This is a genomic window from Pseudomonas sp. UBT, from assembly GCF_050915955.1.
Lineage (GTDB): Bacteria > Pseudomonadota > Gammaproteobacteria > Pseudomonadales > Pseudomonadaceae > Aquipseudomonas > Aquipseudomonas antarctica_A.
The window spans coordinates 2,063,454-2,079,880 of sequence record NZ_CP168079.1 but is presented as its reverse complement, the minus strand read 5'-3'; the positions used below and the strand labels follow the sequence as shown (position 1 = coordinate 2,079,880).

17 protein-coding genes are annotated in these 16,427 nt (G+C 57.0%); 8 read left to right on the top strand and 9 right to left on the bottom strand.

The annotated features are described in order from the left end of the window. Positions 1-95 precede the first annotated feature (95 nt). From ACDZ94_RS09455 to ACDZ94_RS09440, 4 genes are read left to right on the top strand one after another with little or no spacing between them, the layout of a single operon-like run. Positions 96-1,430 (top strand): saccharopine dehydrogenase C-terminal domain-containing protein, encoded by a 1,335-nt coding sequence (locus tag ACDZ94_RS09455; protein WP_128589647.1) that lies wholly within the window; start codon positions 96-98, stop codon positions 1,428-1,430. 42 nt (positions 1,431-1,472) lie between these two features. Next, positions 1,473-2,231 (top strand): ferritin-like domain-containing protein, encoded by a 759-nt coding sequence (locus tag ACDZ94_RS09450; RefSeq protein WP_432751376.1) that lies wholly within the window; start codon positions 1,473-1,475, stop codon positions 2,229-2,231. Then, a complete protein-coding gene (locus ACDZ94_RS09445; RefSeq protein WP_237140871.1) occupies positions 2,228-2,941 on the top strand; it encodes a hypothetical protein in 714 nt (237 codons plus the stop codon). Before ACDZ94_RS09450 ends, ACDZ94_RS09445 begins: the two co-directional genes overlap by 4 nt. Next, the gene (locus tag ACDZ94_RS09440; protein WP_432751375.1) at positions 2,938-3,294 is read left to right on the top strand and encodes a hypothetical protein; all 357 of its coding nucleotides are present in this window, start codon (positions 2,938-2,940) and stop codon (positions 3,292-3,294) included. The genes ACDZ94_RS09445 and ACDZ94_RS09440 overlap by 4 nt, the downstream gene beginning before the upstream one ends. Before the next feature lie 74 nt (positions 3,295-3,368). Here ACDZ94_RS09440 and ACDZ94_RS09435 read toward each other — a convergent pair whose 3' ends face one another. From ACDZ94_RS09435 to dadA, 5 genes are all read right to left on the bottom strand, one after another. After that, positions 3,369-3,785 carry a c-type cytochrome gene (locus ACDZ94_RS09435; protein ID WP_064454708.1) on the bottom strand — a complete coding sequence of 139 codons (417 nt, stop codon included), beginning with the start codon at positions 3,783-3,785 and terminating at the stop codon, positions 3,369-3,371. A gap of 181 nt (positions 3,786-3,966) precedes the next feature. Next, on the bottom strand, positions 3,967-4,515 hold the full coding sequence (locus ACDZ94_RS09430) for a cupin domain-containing protein (protein ID WP_003176893.1): 549 nt from the start codon (positions 4,513-4,515) through the stop codon (positions 3,967-3,969). A 116-nt stretch (positions 4,516-4,631) separates the two neighbouring features. Beyond that, the gene (gene alr, locus ACDZ94_RS09425; RefSeq protein ID WP_432751374.1) at positions 4,632-5,705 is read right to left on the bottom strand and encodes an alanine racemase; all 1,074 of its coding nucleotides are present in this window, start codon (positions 5,703-5,705) and stop codon (positions 4,632-4,634) included. A gap of 80 nt (positions 5,706-5,785) precedes the next feature. Next, the gene (locus ACDZ94_RS09420) at positions 5,786-6,139 is read right to left on the bottom strand and encodes a RidA family protein (RefSeq protein ID WP_064454710.1); all 354 of its coding nucleotides are present in this window, start codon (positions 6,137-6,139) and stop codon (positions 5,786-5,788) included. Continuing rightward, positions 6,111-7,412, bottom strand: a complete 1,302-nt coding sequence (gene dadA, locus ACDZ94_RS09415) for a D-amino acid dehydrogenase (protein WP_432751373.1) — start codon at positions 7,410-7,412, stop codon at positions 6,111-6,113. Before dadA ends, ACDZ94_RS09420 begins: the two co-directional genes overlap by 29 nt. Before the next feature lie 156 nt (positions 7,413-7,568). Between dadA and ACDZ94_RS09410 the strand changes: the two genes are divergently transcribed. Further along, positions 7,569-8,057 (top strand): Lrp/AsnC ligand binding domain-containing protein, encoded by a 489-nt coding sequence (locus ACDZ94_RS09410; protein ID WP_003176896.1) that lies wholly within the window; start codon positions 7,569-7,571, stop codon positions 8,055-8,057. 37 nt (positions 8,058-8,094) lie between these two features. On the opposite strand, the gene ACDZ94_RS09405 is transcribed toward ACDZ94_RS09410, so the two are convergent. Further along, positions 8,095-8,448, bottom strand: a complete 354-nt coding sequence (locus ACDZ94_RS09405) for a YkgJ family cysteine cluster protein (RefSeq protein WP_053258651.1) — start codon at positions 8,446-8,448, stop codon at positions 8,095-8,097. A 115-nt stretch (positions 8,449-8,563) separates the two neighbouring features. Here ACDZ94_RS09405 and ACDZ94_RS09400 point away from each other — a divergent pair, with 115 nt between their 5' ends. Beyond that, positions 8,564-9,856, top strand: a complete 1,293-nt coding sequence (locus ACDZ94_RS09400) for an NAD(P)/FAD-dependent oxidoreductase (protein WP_064454712.1) — start codon at positions 8,564-8,566, stop codon at positions 9,854-9,856. Here the strand turns inward: ACDZ94_RS09400 and ACDZ94_RS09395 are convergent, their stop codons facing one another. After that, positions 9,857-10,081 carry a DUF1127 domain-containing protein gene (locus ACDZ94_RS09395; protein WP_064454713.1) on the bottom strand — a complete coding sequence of 75 codons (225 nt, stop codon included), beginning with the start codon at positions 10,079-10,081 and terminating at the stop codon, positions 9,857-9,859. A gap of 166 nt (positions 10,082-10,247) precedes the next feature. On the opposite strand from ACDZ94_RS09395, the gene ACDZ94_RS09390 reads away from it, so the two are divergent. Then, positions 10,248-11,672 (top strand): PLP-dependent aminotransferase family protein, encoded by a 1,425-nt coding sequence (locus ACDZ94_RS09390; RefSeq protein WP_432751372.1) that lies wholly within the window; start codon positions 10,248-10,250, stop codon positions 11,670-11,672. A gap of 62 nt (positions 11,673-11,734) precedes the next feature. Continuing rightward, positions 11,735-13,303 (top strand): phospholipase D family protein, encoded by a 1,569-nt coding sequence (locus tag ACDZ94_RS09385; protein WP_407016388.1) that lies wholly within the window; start codon positions 11,735-11,737, stop codon positions 13,301-13,303. Positions 13,304-13,425: 122 nt separating this feature from the next. On the opposite strand, the gene ACDZ94_RS09380 is transcribed toward ACDZ94_RS09385, so the two are convergent. Next, on the bottom strand, positions 13,426-14,568 hold the full coding sequence (locus ACDZ94_RS09380) for an MFS transporter (protein ID WP_432751371.1): 1,143 nt from the start codon (positions 14,566-14,568) through the stop codon (positions 13,426-13,428). 179 nt (positions 14,569-14,747) lie between these two features. Then, entirely contained in the window at positions 14,748-16,241 is a 1,494-nt protein-coding gene (locus tag ACDZ94_RS09375) for an aldehyde dehydrogenase (protein ID WP_064454716.1), read from the bottom strand. Between the last annotated feature and the right edge of the window lie 186 nt (positions 16,242-16,427).

The following is a 16,427-nucleotide window of genomic DNA, read 5'->3' as shown; positions in this document are numbered from 1 at the left end:
ACACAAATTATATCCACGCACTAATATCGATTTCAGTATGAAGCCATCTTCAAAAGGCTATACACCTAACGAATACAAATACCCAAGGAAGCGCAATGAAAAACATTAACCATATAATAATTATCGGTTTCGGAAGCGTCGCACAAGGCCTGCTCCCACTATTATCAAGGCATTACAATGGAGTGAACGTGACAATTTTTGAGAAACACCTAAACGAGAGCCTTATCGAAATCACCACCGAATTTTCAGCCACCCTGAAAGAAAAAGTCATAACCGCTGAAAACTTCAAACCTATACTCTCACCGTACTTAAACGGAAATACTTTTTTAGTGAACCTCGCAGTATCTGTCTCAAGCCTGGAGCTTTTAGAGCTGGCTCAAAAGTATGACTCACTTTATCTAGACACCTGTATAGAGCCGTGGGCCTACAAAGACGAAAAATACCAGACGCTAACCACAAACTATCAGCTTCGCGAGGTAATGAAAACGTATCAACAGAAAACGACTGGCCCAACCGCTGTTGTCGCCCATGGCGCAAATCCTGGCTTCATCTCAATTTTATTAAAGAAAGCTTTAGTAGAAATGGCCGCAGCAAACAACATAGTAGCAGAACCGAAAAACCAGATTGAATGGGCAGCGCTTGCCAACATCCTTGAAATACAAGTTATACAAATCTCCGAGCATGACTCGCAAGTCAGTGCATCAGCCCGCGCCCCCCTAAACTTCGTCTCCACATGGTCTGTGGACGGTCTTATTACCGAATGCCTGCAAGCAGCAGAATTGGGCTGGGGCACACACGAAACAGAAATTCCTTACGGCGCAAGAAAAAATGGATATGCACTAGAAATGCTAGAGCAAGGGTGTAACGTTAGAGTTAAAAGCTGGTCACCTAACTATTTGGAATTTTCTGCCTATTTACTAACCCACAACGAAGCACTGTCAATTGCTGAATATTTGACTTTAGGCGACCCCGAGAATCCTACCTACCGCCCAACTGTTTACTATGCGTATGAACCTTGTGATCAGACACTCGATTCAATGCAACTTTTGGGTCAGAGTGAGCAATCAGAAAAAATCAAAAAAACGATTTTGAAAGACGAAATTATTTCGGGAATAGATGAGCTTGGCGTTTTCCTAATCAGCAAAAAGTTCCGCGCCTTCTGGTTAGGGTCAAATCTATCAATTGGTAAAGCCAGGAAAATGGCCAACTACAACAGTGCGACAAGCTTACAAGTTGCCTCCAGCATAATTGGCGGCATGAAATGGGCAGAATACTTTCCAAACGCTGGCGTCATAGAATCCGAAAACTTGGATTGGCGTTACGTATACGATATCACTGTTAACTATTGGGAACCCATCGTCAGTCAACAGACTGACTGGAAACCATCGGATGTCGACCACACGCTGTCTTTCAGTAACTTTTTAGTATGAAGCCGTCTACCTGAAAAATAACTTTACCAAAAGGCCGCTATCATGAATAACATGCAGAGCACCTCTAATACGCCGAAAAAATCAAGCAATGCGTCTTCAATTCTCAAGGATTTTTGCTTTCCTCCGGTAACGCTTAGCAAGGCAGAGAAGGCTACCTGGAAAGAAATTTTCTTCGACTCAATAATTACCGAATACGATGCAAGGAGGCTTTATTGGCATATCGCTGATCAGAATCCAGCTTGCATCTCTGAATCGGCAAATATCTTAAAGCCTTGGCTTAGAGATGAAATCGATCACGCGTATGGCTTCTCTCTGATTTATTCATCCTATACAGGAATTCCGCTTGACGTTGTAGCAATGGAAGTTGAAACAAGACAATCCGACTTCAACAGCCTAACCCCCTTTATGCAGGACCCACTTAAACTTCTCATCTTGCTTGCGTATGACGAGATAATCACGACACACGTCTATCAGCGCAGCATAAAAAATTACGACACCTTTAGTTCCTCGCAATTGTCAGTCTGGATCAGAAAAATCAAAAGAGATGAAGCTAAGCATTTTTTCTTTTTCATAGAACAAGCTAAACAGCTATTCCCGAATAGGCTTCAAGAAGCCCCGTCCATACTTAAAGAGCTTTTCACATTAGATTTTGAAAAAACAGAATATACAGGAACCTTCGTGTTAGACCACAACACGCTTGATTATCCAATCACTAAAAAAGAAATACAAGAATCAATAATCCCAACCATCATCAAAAAATTGAGCCATGACACTCACACATCAAACGGAGCAAAAAAATGAAACCTCCCTTCCTCAATAAGCGTCATTGGAGCTCTAGAGCGCTATTCAAAGAAATCGCCAATAGCGATTGGGTCAATCCCGGTATTGACCCAAAATACGAGGATTTCTTTTTGGCCGACTTAGTCTCTGAGTACGACGCGATAAACCTGTACCACTACCTTTATCCGAGACGCTCTGAGTTTTCCCCCTACTTCGTGCAATATTTAGACTTATGGTTTTTAGATGAAAAAAATCATGCCGACGGCTTTATAGAACTGAATCGTTTGATATTTAATACAGACGAAGAAACTCTCTTGGACAATTTAAAATCAAGAAACAGCGACTTTAAACCCTTTGAAGAAATTTTATCAAACGAATTAAGCTTACTTACTGTGTTTGCGTACGATGAATACATTTCAGTTAAAACATACAAGAAAGATACGTTCTATAATCAGTTTGGGCACTCGGGCTTCGACACATGGATTGGTAACTTAATCGCCGACGAAGCAACCCATTTCGCAAACGCTATAAAATTATTAAGAAACAACCACTCATCTTGTCTAGAGCTGATTGAAAAAACCTTAAACCGTATTATTCAACTTGAAAGTACCCCTTACAGAAATACCTTCTTGCTCGATCATGACGGGCCACACTTTCTTCTAGGCAATAGTGATTATGCGGACGCTGCCGCGAGTGAAATACTAGACATCCTAACTAGAGATAAAAAATGAAAAACAGTCACTATTTAATAGCCTCCATGGTGCTCATGGTGTTTGGCGAAATCCTAACTATCTATAGTGAAGTGTATGCCTCAAAACTTTCTGGACGAGTTATAGAAAACCCTGAACTTTTTATAAAACCTATTTTACTCATATGCATTGCCGGCATAAGCCTGATATTCGCTTATTGGTTAGGTTACCAAGGCACAGGGAATATATGGATCGTGACAGTGGCGTCACTCACACTGCTGCTTATATTAGAACCCATCGTCATTTATACGATGCTAAAGGAACTACCGGGGCGCGGGGCACTCATCGGATTCATTCTTGGAGCCGTAGGGCTACTGGCGACCCTGGTACTTTAAAATATGCGACAGCGCTCTTGTTATCCAAAGGTTAGCCCACTTTGCGGGCTAACCTTTTGTAAATGCTTAACTTTTTACTTCAATCCAGACATCTTCTCGATTGCACCTTTAAGCTCGTCATCCGAGCAATCGGCGCATGTGCCTTTTGGCGGCATGGCGTTCAAACCGGTGATCGCCTTGGCCAGCAGGCCGTCGAGGCCGCCCTGGTGGTCGGCGCGGTCTTTCCAGGCTGCGGTGTCACCGATTTTCGGCGCGCCCAGCAACCCGGTGCCATGGCACGCATTGCAATGCTTGGCGATCACGTCGTCCGGCGTTTTCGCACCGCCACCGCCGCCCACTGCCACCGCCACTTCCATCCCTTTGCATTCCTGGCCCTGAACACAGACTTGGCCGACAGGCTCCAGGCGCTTGGCAATTTCATCATTGGTCGCAGCTTGAGCGCTGACAGCCCATAGGGCCAGTACGGTTGCTGGTGCAGCCAGCATTTTCATAATTAGGTTCACGCGTTCACCCTCAATGGTGGCTATTCACGCCTGCGGCCACGGTTTCGCAGGCGGCGAAAGTATAACGGTTAGCCCGCCTGGCTGAAACAACCCTATTAAATAAAGGGAGATTCAGCTTCGCGGATACAGCTACGGGTGTCTCTGCAACGCTGGCAGGACGCCTCTTCTGTCAGAAGTTCGCGGGTGTGGCTGCGCTGATTAGTCGCGCCGGCACATCGAACGGGTTGCGAAAACGATGAGGCTTGGTGCTTTCAAAGTAGTAGCTATCGCCAGCTTCGAGCACAAAAGTTTCAAGACCGACCACCAATTCCAGGCGGCCTTCCACCAGAATCCCGGTTTCCTCACCTTCGTGGGTGAGCATTTCTTCGCCTGTATCGGCACCCGGGGGGTAGATTTCGTTGAGAAACGCAATCGCTCGGCTCGGGTGCGCACGGCCGACGAGTTTCATGGTGACGGCGCCGTCAGAGATGTCGATCAGCTCATTGGCTTTATAGACGATCTGGGTCGGTATTTCCTGGAGGATCTCCTCGGAAAAGAACTCGACCATGGACATGGGGATGCCGCCCAGCACCTTGCGCAAGGAGCTGATCGAAGGGCTGACACTGTTTTTTTCGATCATCGAAATGGTGCTGTTGGTGACACCCGCGCGCTTGGCGAGCTCGCGCTGGGAAAGACCCTTCAGTTTACGGATGGATTGCAGTCGTTCGCCGACGTCCAATGCAGGAGCCTCCTAGGATTCAGGCTTTGTTGTAATTGAGCGTTATCATGGCGACAGCGTTCAGTATTTACAACACTTGGGCCTAAATCCCGGCCAGCTCTACTCGTAGGCGGCGTTCAAGCCCCGGAATAGAGCCTTGGCACGCGGCGCAGGTTGCAGAAGATCTGGTAGGGGATGGTCTCGGCGGCGCCCGCAACGTCGCTGGCGAGGATATTCTTACCCCACAGCTCTACGGTGGAGCCGAGGCCGGCCTGAGGCACGTCGGTAAGGTCGACACACAGCATGTCCATGGACACGCGGCCCAGCAATTGGCTGCGTTGCCCCGCCACCAGCACCGGCGTGCCGGTCGGCGCGTGACGCGGGTAGCCGTCGGCATAACCCATGGCAACCACGCCAATGCGCATCGGCTTCGACGTGATGAACTTGGCGCCGTAGCCCACCGGTTCGCCAGCCGGCAGTTCGCGCACGCAGATGACTTTCGATTCCAGGGTCATTACCGGCTGCAAGCGCGCGGCGATGGCCTGCTCTTCACCAAACGGCGTGGCGCCGTAGAGCATGATGCCTGGGCGTACCCAGTCGCTGGCCACGTTCGCCCACCCCATCACCGACGGCGAATTGCGCAGGCTGACTTCGGCCGACAGGCCTTGGCGTGCCGCTTCAAACACCTCCACCTGTTCATCGCTGCGTACACAATCGAGTTCATCGGCACGGGCGAAATGGCTCATCAGTACGATTTTCGCCACTTTGCCGCTGGCCAGCAGGCGTTGGTAGGCCTCGTGATAATCCTTGGGATGCAGGCCAACACGGTGCATGCCCGAATCCAGCTTGAGCCAGATGGTCAGCGGCTTGCTCAACCGGGCTTGCTCGATCGCTTCCAACTGCCACAGCGAATGCACCACGCACCAAAAATCGTGCTCAATGATCAACGGCAGCTCGTCAGCCTCGAAAAAACCTTCCAGCAGCAATACCGGCGCACGAATGCCAGCGGCACGCAGCTCCAGCCCTTCCTCGATACACGCCACAGCGAAACCGTCGGCCTCGGCCTCCAGCGCCTGGGCCACGCGCACGGCACCATGGCCATAGGCATCGGCCTTGACCACGGCGAGGGCTTTGGCCCCCGTGACTTCACGGGCCAGTTGATAGTTATGGCGCAGGGCTTGGAGGTCAATCAGGGCACGGGCAGGACGCATGGCGGCAGGCTTCTAGGCGGCAGAGTGAAGAAAAAACCGGCACCGACCAACAGCGTCGGTGCCGGGAGAGGGATGTTGGTTTAAGGCAGCGCAGCGACGACAGACAGCTCTACCAAAATTTCCGGTTCACACAGCTTGGCTTCAACCGTGGCACGGGCTGGGGCGACGCCTTTGGGCAGCCATTTGTCCCACACCGCGTTCATGCCGGCGAAGTCGGCGTCGATGTCTTTCAGGTAAATCGTCACCGACAGCAGCTTGGTTTTGTCGGTGCCGGCCAAGTCCAGCAACCGCTCGATATTGGCCAGGGTTTCACGGGTCTGCTGTTCAATCCCGGCACTCATGTCGTCGCCGACTTGCCCTGCCAGATACACGGTACCGCTGTGAACAACGATGTGGCTCATGCGCTCATTGGTGAGCTGGCGCTGGATGGACATGTTTTGCGGACTCCTGATGGTTGCCGTAACGGGAAATATCGAGGCCTTCGGCGCTGATCTGCGGCGTTTTCTTTGCCATCAGATCGGCCAGCAAACGACCAGAGCCACAGGCCATGGTCCAGCCGAGGGTGCCGTGGCCGGTATTCAGGAACAGGTTCTTGAACGGGGTTGCACCGACAATCGGCGTGCCATCGGGTGTGGTCGGGCGCAGGCCGGTCCAGAAAGTGGCTTCGGTCAAATCACCGCCCTGAGGATAAAGGTCGTTGACGATCATCTCCAGGGTTTCGCGTCGACGTGGGTTCAGCGACAGGTCAAAACCGGCTATCTCAGCCATGCCGCCGACGCGGATGCGGTTGTCGAAACGGGTGATCGCGACCTTGTAGGTCTCGTCGAGAATGGTCGACGTCGGCGCCATCGCCGGGTTGGTGATCGGCACGGTCAGCGAGTAACCCTTGAGCGGGTACACCGGTGCCTTGATCCCCAGCGGCTTGAGTAACTTCGGCGAATAACTGCCGAGGGCCAGTACGTAGCGGTCGGCGGTTTCAAGCTTGCCGTCGATCCACACGCCGTTGACGCGGTCACCCGCGTAGTCCAGGCGCTGGATGTCCTGTTCAAAGCGAAACTCCACGCCCAACTGCTTGCACATGTCCACCAGGCGCGTGGTGAACATCTGGCAGTCGCCAGTCTGGTCGTTCGGCAGGCGCAGGGCACCGGCGAGGATGTCGGTAACGCTGGCCAGGGCCGGCTCAACGCGGGCGATACCGGCGCGGTCAAGCAGTTCGAACGGCACACCGGACTCTTTCAATACGGCGATGTCCTTGGCCGCACCATCGAGTTGGGGCTGGGTGCGGAACAGCTGGGTCGTACCGAGGCTGCGGCCTTCATAGGCGATGCCGGTCTCGGCGCGCAGCTCGTCGAGGCAGTCGCGGCTGTACTCGGACAGGCGAACCATGCGCTCCTTGTTCACGGCATAGCGGCTGGTGGTGCAGTTGCGCAGCATCTGCGCCATCCACAGGTATTGATCGATATCGGCAGTGGCTTTGATCGCCAACGGTGCGTGGCGTTGCAGCAGCCATTTGATCGCCTTGAGCGGCACGCCCGGTGCGGCCCATGGCGAGGCATAACCCGGGGATACCTGGCCGGCGTTGGCGAAACTGGTTTCCATGGCAGCGGCGGGCTGACGGTCGACCACAACGACTTCGAAGCCGGCCCGCGCCAAATAGTACGCACTGGTCACACCAATGACGCCGCTACCCAAGACCAGAACGCGCATTTTTATATCCTCATCACGGGCTTAGCCGCTGACGTGTGTTATTCGAGCAATGATGGGCGCAGTATAAAAAGCAATCACCAGTGCATTTCACTATATAAATGCCTATATTTGGCGACAATTCTCGGCAAAAACCCTTTTCACAGAGGCGTATCCCCTATGCGTACCAACACCCAGACCAAACGGGAGCTGGACAAGATCGACCGCAATATCCTGCGCATCCTGCAAACCGACGGGCGCATTTCGTTCACCGAGCTGGGGGAAAAGGTCGGGCTGTCGACCACGCCGTGCACTGAGCGGGTTCGCCGCCTGGAGCGTGAAGGAATCATCATGGGGTACAACGCGCGGCTGAACCCGCAGCATTTGAAGGGAAGTTTGCTGGTATTTGTCGAGATCAGCCTCGATTACAAGTCCGGCGACACCTTTGAAGAGTTCCGCCGCGCCGTTCTGAAACTGCCCCATGTGCTGGAGTGCCACCTGGTCTCAGGCGACTTTGACTACCTGGTGAAGGCACGGATTTCCGAGATGGCGTCGTACCGCAAACTGCTTGGCGATATCCTGCTCAAACTGCCCCACGTGCGCGAATCCAAGAGCTATATCGTGATGGAAGAAGTGAAAGAGAGCCTTAACTTGCCGATCCCGGATTAACGGACCCGACTCAGTCATTTTTGACCGAGTACATCCGCTAGACCAGCACTTGCCGGGTGCTGGCCATGTAGTCGTGGATCTGCTTTTCGACCCGTGGATGAATCAGTTCCACCGGCCCGCGCCCGTTGGGGCACGGCAAGGTCTTTGTGGTACCGAACAGGCGGCAGATCAGCGGACGCTCGTCATACACCGTGCAGCCATTCGGCCCAAGGTGCACACAGTTCAGCTCGTCCATGGCCGCGTCCTGCTCGGCAGCAGTCTTACGTGGCAGGCGCGACATTTCCTCGGGGGAGGTCGTCACCGGCCCACAGCAGTCGTGGCAACCGGGGACACACTCGAACGAAGGAATCTGTCGGCGCAGCGCGCTGATTTTCTGACTGTTGCAACTCATCGAAACACGTACCGAACGGCGAATAGGCGTGGATTCTGCCGCAAAAAGCCCTGATGAGACAGCTTCGTCCGACCGCTGTATCCTGCGTCAAATTTTCCAAACAGGGATGCTCCCCATGACTGCCAGCGCCCGGCACACCACTTCCTACTACGCAGCCAGCAGCGTGCCGCAACCCGATTACCCGGCGCTGGCGGGCGAAGTGTGCGCCGATGTCTGCGTGATCGGCGGGGGCTATTCAGGGCTTAACACGGCGCTGGAGCTGGCCGAGCGCGGGTATAGCGTGGTGTTACTGGAGGCGCGCAAGATCGGCTGGGGCGCCAGCGGCCGCAATGGCGGCCAGTTGATTCGCGGCGTCGGCCATGGCCTGGAGCAGTTCGCCAACGTGATTGGCACCGACGGCGTGCGCCAGATGAAGCTGATGGGCCTGGAAGCCGTGGAGATCGTGCGCGAGCGCGTCGAGCGCTATCAAATCCCCTGCGACCTGACCTGGGGTTACTGCGACCTGGCCAACCAACCTGACCATCTTCAAGGCTTCGCCGAAGACGCTGAAGAACTGCGCAGCCTGGGCTATCGCCATGAGGTGCGCCTGCTGCAAGCCAACGAAATGAGCAGCGTGATCGGTTCCGACCGCTATGTCGGCGGGATGATCGACATGGGCTCCGGCCATTTGCACCCGCTGAACCTGGCGCTCGGCGAAGCGGCCGCCGCGCAGCAGCTGGGCGTGAAGCTGTTTGAGCAGTCCGAAGTGACACGCATCGACTACGGCCCCCAGGTCAACGTGCACACAGCCCTTGGCAACGTCCGCGCCAAGACCCTGGTGCTGGCCTGCAATGCCTACCTCAATGGCCTGAATCCACAGTTAAGCGGCAAAGTGCTGCCCGCCGGCAGCTACATCATTGCCACCGAACCGTTGAGCGCAGCCCAGGCCGCCAGCCTGCTGCCGCAGAACATGGCCGTCTGTGATCAACGGGTGACGGTGGATTACTTCCGGCTCAGTGCCGACAACCGCCTGTTGTTCGGCGGCGCCTGCCACTATTCCGGACGCGATCCTCAGGATATCGGCGCCTATATGCGCCCAAAGATGCTCAAGGTGTTCCCACAACTGGCTGACGTAAAGATCGACTACCAGTGGGGCGGCATGATCGGCATCGGCGCCAACCGTCTGCCGCAGATCGGCCGATTGGCCGATCAACCCAACGTGTATTACGCCCAGGCCTACGCGGGGCACGGCCTCAACGCCACGCACCTGGCCGGCAAGCTGCTGGCTGAAGCCATCAGTGGCCAGCAGCAGGGACGTTTCGATTTGTTCGCCCAGGTGCCGCACATCACCTTCCCCGGCGGCAAGCATCTGCGCTCGCCGCTGCTGGCACTGGGGATGCTTTGGCACCGATTCAAAGAATGGGTGTAATCAGTCACGCCAGAACGGCTTCAAACCTTCATGGCGCGCCTGCTCGGCGCTGAGCCCTATGTCGAGCAGTTGCTCGTGCGTCAGGCTCAGCAAGGCCTTGCGCGTGTGGCGGCGGTGCCAGAAAAGACTCCAGCGGCCGCAGGTGGGCGTCGACATCGCCCGCTCCTGCCCCGCCTCCAACTCCTGACCGTGTAATGCCAACCGCACATCGCTCATGCCGCTCATTTTGCTGCCCCTCATTTGCCTGTTGCCATGAGTGACTAGCTTGAGCGCGCGAGCAAAACCATTACAGATTCAACCCACTCTTATTAAATCAATACAGATGCTGCCTTCAGGTGGCTGAATCCTGTATTTTCTGTGTATCTGTAATGGTCCCACGGGAGCGACCGCCATGACTCTCTACGTCAATCTCGCCGAAGTGCTGGGCACTCGCATAGAGCAGGGCTTCTATCGCCCCGGCGATCGCTTGCCTTCCGTAAGGGCCTTGAGTGTGGAACACGGGGTCAGCCTGAGTACCGTTCAACAGGCCTATCGCCTGCTGGAAGATAACGGCCTGGCGATGCCCAAGCCCAAATCCGGCTACTTTGTGCCCGCCGGGCGCGAGCTGCCGGCCCTGCCCGAAGTCGGTCGCCCGGCGCAGCGACCGGTAGAAATCTCCCAGTGGGACCAGGTACTGGAACTGATTCGCGCAGTCCCCCGCAAAGATGTCATACAGATGGGCAGAGGCATGCCGGATGTATTGTCGCCTACCCTGAAACCCCTGCTGCGCAGCCTTGCAAGGATCAGTCGTCGCCAGGATATGCCCGGACTGTATTACGACAACATCTTGGGCTGTATGGAATTGCGCGAGCAGATTGCCCGTCTGTCTCTGGATTCCGGCTGCCAACTCAACGCCGAAGATATCGTCATCACTACGGGCTGCCATGAAGCGCTGTCCGCCAGTATTCATGCCATTTGCGAACCTGGGGATATCGTCGCAGTCGACTCGCCAAGCTTCCACGGTGCCATGCAAACCCTTAAGGGCCTGGGTATGAAGGCCCTGGAAATACCAACAGACCCGCTCACCGGCATCAGCCTCGAAGCACTGGAATTGGCCCTGGAACAGTGGCCGATCAAGGTCATCCAGCTGACACCAAACTGCAACAACCCCTTGGGCTACATCATGCCGGAAGCCCGCAAACGCGCGCTGCTGACCCTGGCCCAACGCTTTGATGTGGCGATCATCGAAGACGACGTGTATGGCGAACTGGCCTACAGCTACCCGCGCCCGCGCACGATCAAGTCCTTTGACGAAGATGGCCGCGTACTCCTTTGCAGCTCGTTCTCGAAAACCCTGGCGCCCGGTTTGCGCATCGGTTGGGTTGCACCGGGCCGTTACCTGGAGCGGGTGCTGCACATGAAATACATCAGCACTGGCTCCACGGCGACACAGCCGCAGATCGCCATTGCCGAATTCCTCAAAAACGGCCACTTCGAACCGCATTTGCGGCGGATGCGCGCGCAATACCAGCGCAATCGCGACTTAATGTTCGATTGGGTCAGTCGCTATTTCCCGGCGGGTACACGGGCGAGCCGGCCACAGGGCAGTTTCATGCTGTGGGTCGAGCTGCCTGAAGGTTTCGATACCCTCAAGCTCAATCGCATGCTGGTGGAACAAGGCGTACAGGTGGCCGTGGGAAGTATCTTCTCCGCTTCCGGCAAGTACCGGAACTGCCTGCGCATGAATTACGCTGCCAAGCCAACCCCGCAGATCGAAGAAGCGGTGCGCAAGGTCGGCGCTGCGGCGATAAAAATGCTCGCCGAGACTGCAGACTGACCTTTCGCAGGAATTAGCCGTCATATGCCGACAATTGCCCTGACGTGGAAGCAGCGCCCTTGATGATTCGACGGCTTTTACCGTTTTTCCTGCTGGGCGCCGTGGCCCTGAGCGGCTGCGCGACGGTCAATGCACCGCGCACGCCCAGCGATGCGCTGCCCGCTGCGCAATCGTCATTCGGCCGCTCGATCCAGGCCCAGGCCGCGCCATATCAGGGACGCTCAGGCTTTCGCCTGCTGCCCAATAGCAGCGAAGCCTTCATGGCCCGCGCCGAATTGATCCGCAATGCCCAAAGCAGCCTCGACCTGCAGTACTACATCGTGCACGACGGCATCAGCACCCGCATGCTGGTGGATGAACTGCTCAAAGCCGCCGACCGTGGCGTGCGCATCCGCATCCTGCTGGACGACACCACCAGCGACGGCCTCGACCACGTCATCGCGACCCTCGCCGCCCACCCACAGATCCAGGTTCGCCTGTTCAACCCATTGCACCTTGGCCGCAGTACCGGCGTGACGCGGGCCATGGGGCGGTTGTTCAACCTGTCGCTCCAACACCGGCGCATGCACAACAAGCTGTGGCTGGCGGATAACAGTGTGGCCATTGTTGGCGGGCGCAACCTGGGTGACGAGTATTTCGACGCCGAGCCGAACCTGAACTTCACCGATATCGACATGCTCAGCGTCGGCCCGGTGGCTGAGCAGCTCGGACACAGTTTTGATCAGTACTGGAACAGCGCGCTGAGCAAACCGATTGATGACTTTGTTTCAAACAGCCCGTCCAAAGGCGACCTGGCCGCCGCACGCGTGCGCCTGCAAGACTCGCTGGCCGAATCTCGTCAGCAGAACCACGCGCTGTACAACCGCTTGCGCACCTACCAGACCCAGCCGCGCATGGACATCTGGCGCCGCGAGCTGATCTGGGCGTGGAACCAGGCATTGTGGGATGCGCCGAGCAAGGTGTTGGCCGAAGCTGACCCAGACCCCCGCTTGCTGCTCACTACCCAACTGGCGCCGGAGCTGAACGGCGTCAGCCGTGAGCTGATAATGATCTCGGCGTATTTCGTACCCGGGCAGCCCGGGCTGGTGTACCTCACCGGCCGTGCCGATGCAGGCGTGTCGGTAAGCCTGCTGACCAATTCTCTGGAGGCCACGGACGTGCCGGCCGTGCATGGCGGCTACGCGCCTTATCGCAAGGCTTTGCTGGAACACGGCGTGAAACTCTACGAGCTGCGCCGCCAGCCCGGCGACCCAAGCGGCGGCAGCGGCCCGCACCTGTTTCGCCGGGGCGCCTTCCACGGCTCGGACTCGAGCCTGCACAGCAAGGCGATGATCTTTGATCGGGAGAAGTCGTTTATTGGCTCGTTCAACTTCGACCCGCGCTCGGTGCTGTGGAACACCGAGGTCGGCGTGCTGGTGGACAGCCCCGAGCTGGCGGAGCACGTACGCAACCTAGCGCTGCAAGGCATGTCGCCAGCCTTGAGCTACCAGGCGAAATTGCAGGACGGCCAGGTGGTATGGGTGACCGAGGACAATGGCCAATTACACACGCTGAGCCGTGAACCCGGCAGCTGGTGGCGGAGGTTTAATGCCTGGTTCGCCACCTCAGTCGGATTGGAACGCATGCTCTAGGAACAATGAAGATCCCGTGTGGGAGCGGGCTTGCTCGCGAATGCGGTGGGTCAGTCAATATTTCCGTTAACTGACACACCGTATTCGCGAGCAAGCCCGTACACATTTGATCCCGTTTAAAATCAGGCGGGCTGCGCAACGCCAAATGCGCCCTGACGCAGCAACAAAACCACCAGCCCCAGCGCGCCGGCAGCCATCAACAACGGCAATGCATGCCCACTGATCCACTGGCTGCCCGCACCGGCCACCAGCGGCCCGATCAGGCAACCGATGCCCCACAACTGCGCCACGTGAGCGTTGGCGCGCACCAGCGCGTCGTCGCGATAGCGCTCGCCAATCAGGATCAGCGACAACGTGAACAACCCGCCGGCGCTGGCGCCGAAGATCACCCACACCGGCCAGATCAGCGGCGTGTGCAACAGCAGCGGAATCGCCAGGCTCGAGACCAGCAACAGCACCGCACAACTCAAGAACAGCGTGCGTCTCGGCAGGTAGTCAGCCAACGCGCCGATGGGCAATTGCAGCAGCGCATCGCCAACCACCACCGTACTGACCATGGCCAAGGCGATCTCGGCGGTAAAGCCTTGTTGCAGGCAATACACCGGCAGCAGCGTCAGAATCATCGCCTCGAACGCAGCGAATAACGCCACCGCCCAGGCAATCGCGGGCAGGCTCAGGCAAAAACGCCATAGATCGCCGAAGGTGACACTGAAGGAATCAGCCGTTGGCGCGCCGGAACGCCCCAGCAACAGCAGCGGCGCGACCATCAGCAGGCCCACGCCCACCCAGAAACCGTAGTCATGGTCGGTGCCCAGCACGCCCAACAGCAGCGGGCCTGACAGTTGACTCAAGGCATAGCTGCAGCCATACAGCGCCACCAATCGGCCACGCCACTGCTCCACCACCAACTGGTTGATCCAGCTTTCGCCGAGGATAAACACGATGGTCAGGATCACCCCGATCATCAGTCGCAGCACCAGCCACACCGAATAGCTGGGCAGGACCGCCAGCAACCCGATGGACACCGCGCCGGCCCACAGGCACAGACGCATCAGGTTGGCGGTGCCGAGCCAGGAAGCCATGCGGCTGGAGACCTTCGCCCCCAGCAGCACGCCGAAGGCCGGCATGGCTGCCATCACACCAATGGCGAAACTGCCGTAGCCCCAGCCTTCGAGGCGCAGGGACACCAGCGGCATGCTGACGCCCAGGGCCAGGCCGACGCTGAGTACCGAAGCCAGGACGGCGAAATAAGTCGCCCAACGCATTTCCACGCTCCTGTGGATAATTTCCGAGGTTGCAAACGAACTGTAGGAGCGAGCTTATGTGGGAGCCGGGCTTGCCCGCGATAGCCGATGCTTCGGTGTGTCCGTCACACCTTGGCGCTGCTATCGCAGGCAGCCAGCTCACTCAAAAGCTTGCTCCTACAGGGGATCAGCGGTGTTGCTTACAGCTTGATCCAGGTCGACTTCAACTCGGTGTACTTGTCGAACGCATGCAGCGACTTGTCGCGACCGTTCCCCGACTGCTTGAAGCCACCAAACGGCGCGGTCATGTCACCACCATCGTATTGGTTGACCCACACGCTACCGGCGCGCAGGGCCTTGGCGGTCAGGTGCGCCTTGGAGATGTCCGCCGTCCACACCGCTGCGGCCAGGCCGTATTGGGTGTCGTTGGCGATGGCGATGGCTTCTTCGGCACTGTCGAAGGTGATTACCGACAGGACAGGGCCAAAAATCTCTTCCTGAGCGATCTTCATGGCGTTGGTCACACCGTCAAAAATCGTCGGTTCCACGTAGGTACCGCCGGTTTCTTCCAGCGTGCGCTTGCCGCCCGCGACCAGTTTGGCGCCGTCGGCGTGGCCGGCTTCGATGTACGACAGCACGGTGTTCATCTGCTGGGTGTCCACCAGTGCGCCGACGTTGGTCGCCGGGTCCAGCGGGTTGCCCGGCTTCCAGCCCTTGAGGGCCTCAATCACCAGCGGCAGGAAGGTGTCCTTGATCGAACGCTCCACCAGCAGGCGCGAACCGGCGGTGCACACTTCGCCCTGGTTGAAGGCGATGGCGCCAGCGGCGGATTCGGCAGCGGCTTGCAAATCCGGCGCATCGGCAAACACGATGTTCGGGCTCTTGCCGCCGGCTTCCAGCCACACGCGCTTCATGTTCGACTCGCCGGAGCGAATCAACAGTTGCTTGGCAATCTTGGTGGAACCGGTGAACACCAGGGTGTCGACGTCCATGTGCAGCGCCAACGCGTTGCCCACGGTGTGGCCGTAACCCGGCAGCACGTTGAGCACGCCTTTTGGAATACCGGCCTCAACGGCCAAAGCCGCGATTCGGATGGCGGTCAGCGGGGATTTTTCAGACGGCTTGAGGATCACCGAGTTACCGGTGGACAGCGCCGGGCCGAGTTTCCAGCAGGCCATCATCAACGGGAAGTTCCACGGCACGATCGCGCCGACAACACCGACCGGCTCGCGGGTCACCAGACCCAGTTGATCATGCGGGGTGGCGGCAACTTCGTCGTAGATCTTGTCGATAGCCTCGCCGCTCCAGCTCAGCGCATTGGCTGCGCCAGGCACGTCAATTTCCAGGGAGTCGGTGATCGGCTTGCCCATGTCCAGGGTTTCAAGCAGCGCAAGCTCTTCGGCATTGGCCTTGAGCAACGCGGCGAAACGGATCATGGTGGATTTGCGTTTGGCTGGCGCCAGGCGCGACCAGACACCGGAGTTGAACGTGGCGCGGGCATTCTCGACGGCACGCTGGGCGTCGGCGACGTCACAGCTCGCAACGGTGGCCAGCAGGCGGCCATCGACCGGGCTGATGCATTCGAACGTGTCACCGGAAACAGCGGCGGTGTACTCGCCATTGATATAGGCGCGGCCTTCGATTTTCAGGTCCTTGGCGCGTTGTTCCCAGTCGGCACGGGTCAGGGTGGTCATGCGAGTGTCCTCCTCTTATTGAATACAAGGGCCAGGTGATGTCCCCCGGCAGCCTCAAAGAATTCTTGCCCGGCCAGCCTGCTGTTCGGCTCAAGGCAGCTGCCACCCTAAACCAGCGGCTGGGGATGTTTCAATATATTTGACATAACGGCGGTAAACGCCCTTGCGATGTTCATTTTAATAAAC

What these genes read in the sequence shown, in the direction of transcription:
- ACDZ94_RS09455 (WP_128589647.1), top strand. Translation starts at nt 96, where the DNA reads ATGAAAAACATTAACCATATAATAATTATCGGTTTCGGAAGCGTCGCA.
- ACDZ94_RS09450 (WP_432751376.1), top strand. Translation starts at nt 1,473, where the DNA reads ATGAATAACATGCAGAGCACCTCTAATACGCCGAAAAAATCAAGCAAT.
- ACDZ94_RS09445 (WP_237140871.1), top strand. Translation starts at nt 2,228, where the DNA reads ATGAAACCTCCCTTCCTCAATAAGCGTCATTGGAGCTCTAGAGCGCTA.
- ACDZ94_RS09440 (WP_432751375.1), top strand. Translation starts at nt 2,938, where the DNA reads ATGAAAAACAGTCACTATTTAATAGCCTCCATGGTGCTCATGGTGTTT.
- ACDZ94_RS09435 (WP_064454708.1), bottom strand. Translation starts at nt 3,785, where the DNA reads ATGAAAATGCTGGCTGCACCAGCAACCGTACTGGCCCTATGGGCTGTC.
- alr (WP_432751374.1), bottom strand. Translation starts at nt 5,705, where the DNA reads ATGCGTCCTGCCCGTGCCCTGATTGACCTCCAAGCCCTGCGCCATAAC.
- ACDZ94_RS09420 (WP_064454710.1), bottom strand. Translation starts at nt 6,139, where the DNA reads ATGTCCATCCAGCGCCAGCTCACCAATGAGCGCATGAGCCACATCGTT.
- dadA (WP_432751373.1), bottom strand. Translation starts at nt 7,412, where the DNA reads ATGCGCGTTCTGGTCTTGGGTAGCGGCGTCATTGGTGTGACCAGTGCG.
- ACDZ94_RS09410 (WP_003176896.1), top strand. Translation starts at nt 7,569, where the DNA reads ATGCGTACCAACACCCAGACCAAACGGGAGCTGGACAAGATCGACCGC.
- ACDZ94_RS09405 (WP_053258651.1), bottom strand. Translation starts at nt 8,448, where the DNA reads ATGAGTTGCAACAGTCAGAAAATCAGCGCGCTGCGCCGACAGATTCCT.
- ACDZ94_RS09400 (WP_064454712.1), top strand. Translation starts at nt 8,564, where the DNA reads ATGACTGCCAGCGCCCGGCACACCACTTCCTACTACGCAGCCAGCAGC.
- ACDZ94_RS09395 (WP_064454713.1), bottom strand. Translation starts at nt 10,081, where the DNA reads ATGAGCGGCATGAGCGATGTGCGGTTGGCATTACACGGTCAGGAGTTG.
- ACDZ94_RS09390 (WP_432751372.1), top strand. Translation starts at nt 10,248, where the DNA reads ATGACTCTCTACGTCAATCTCGCCGAAGTGCTGGGCACTCGCATAGAG.
- ACDZ94_RS09385 (WP_407016388.1), top strand. Translation starts at nt 11,735, where the DNA reads ATGATTCGACGGCTTTTACCGTTTTTCCTGCTGGGCGCCGTGGCCCTG.
- ACDZ94_RS09380 (WP_432751371.1), bottom strand. Translation starts at nt 14,568, where the DNA reads ATGCGTTGGGCGACTTATTTCGCCGTCCTGGCTTCGGTACTCAGCGTC.
- ACDZ94_RS09375 (WP_064454716.1), bottom strand. Translation starts at nt 16,241, where the DNA reads ATGACCACCCTGACCCGTGCCGACTGGGAACAACGCGCCAAGGACCTG.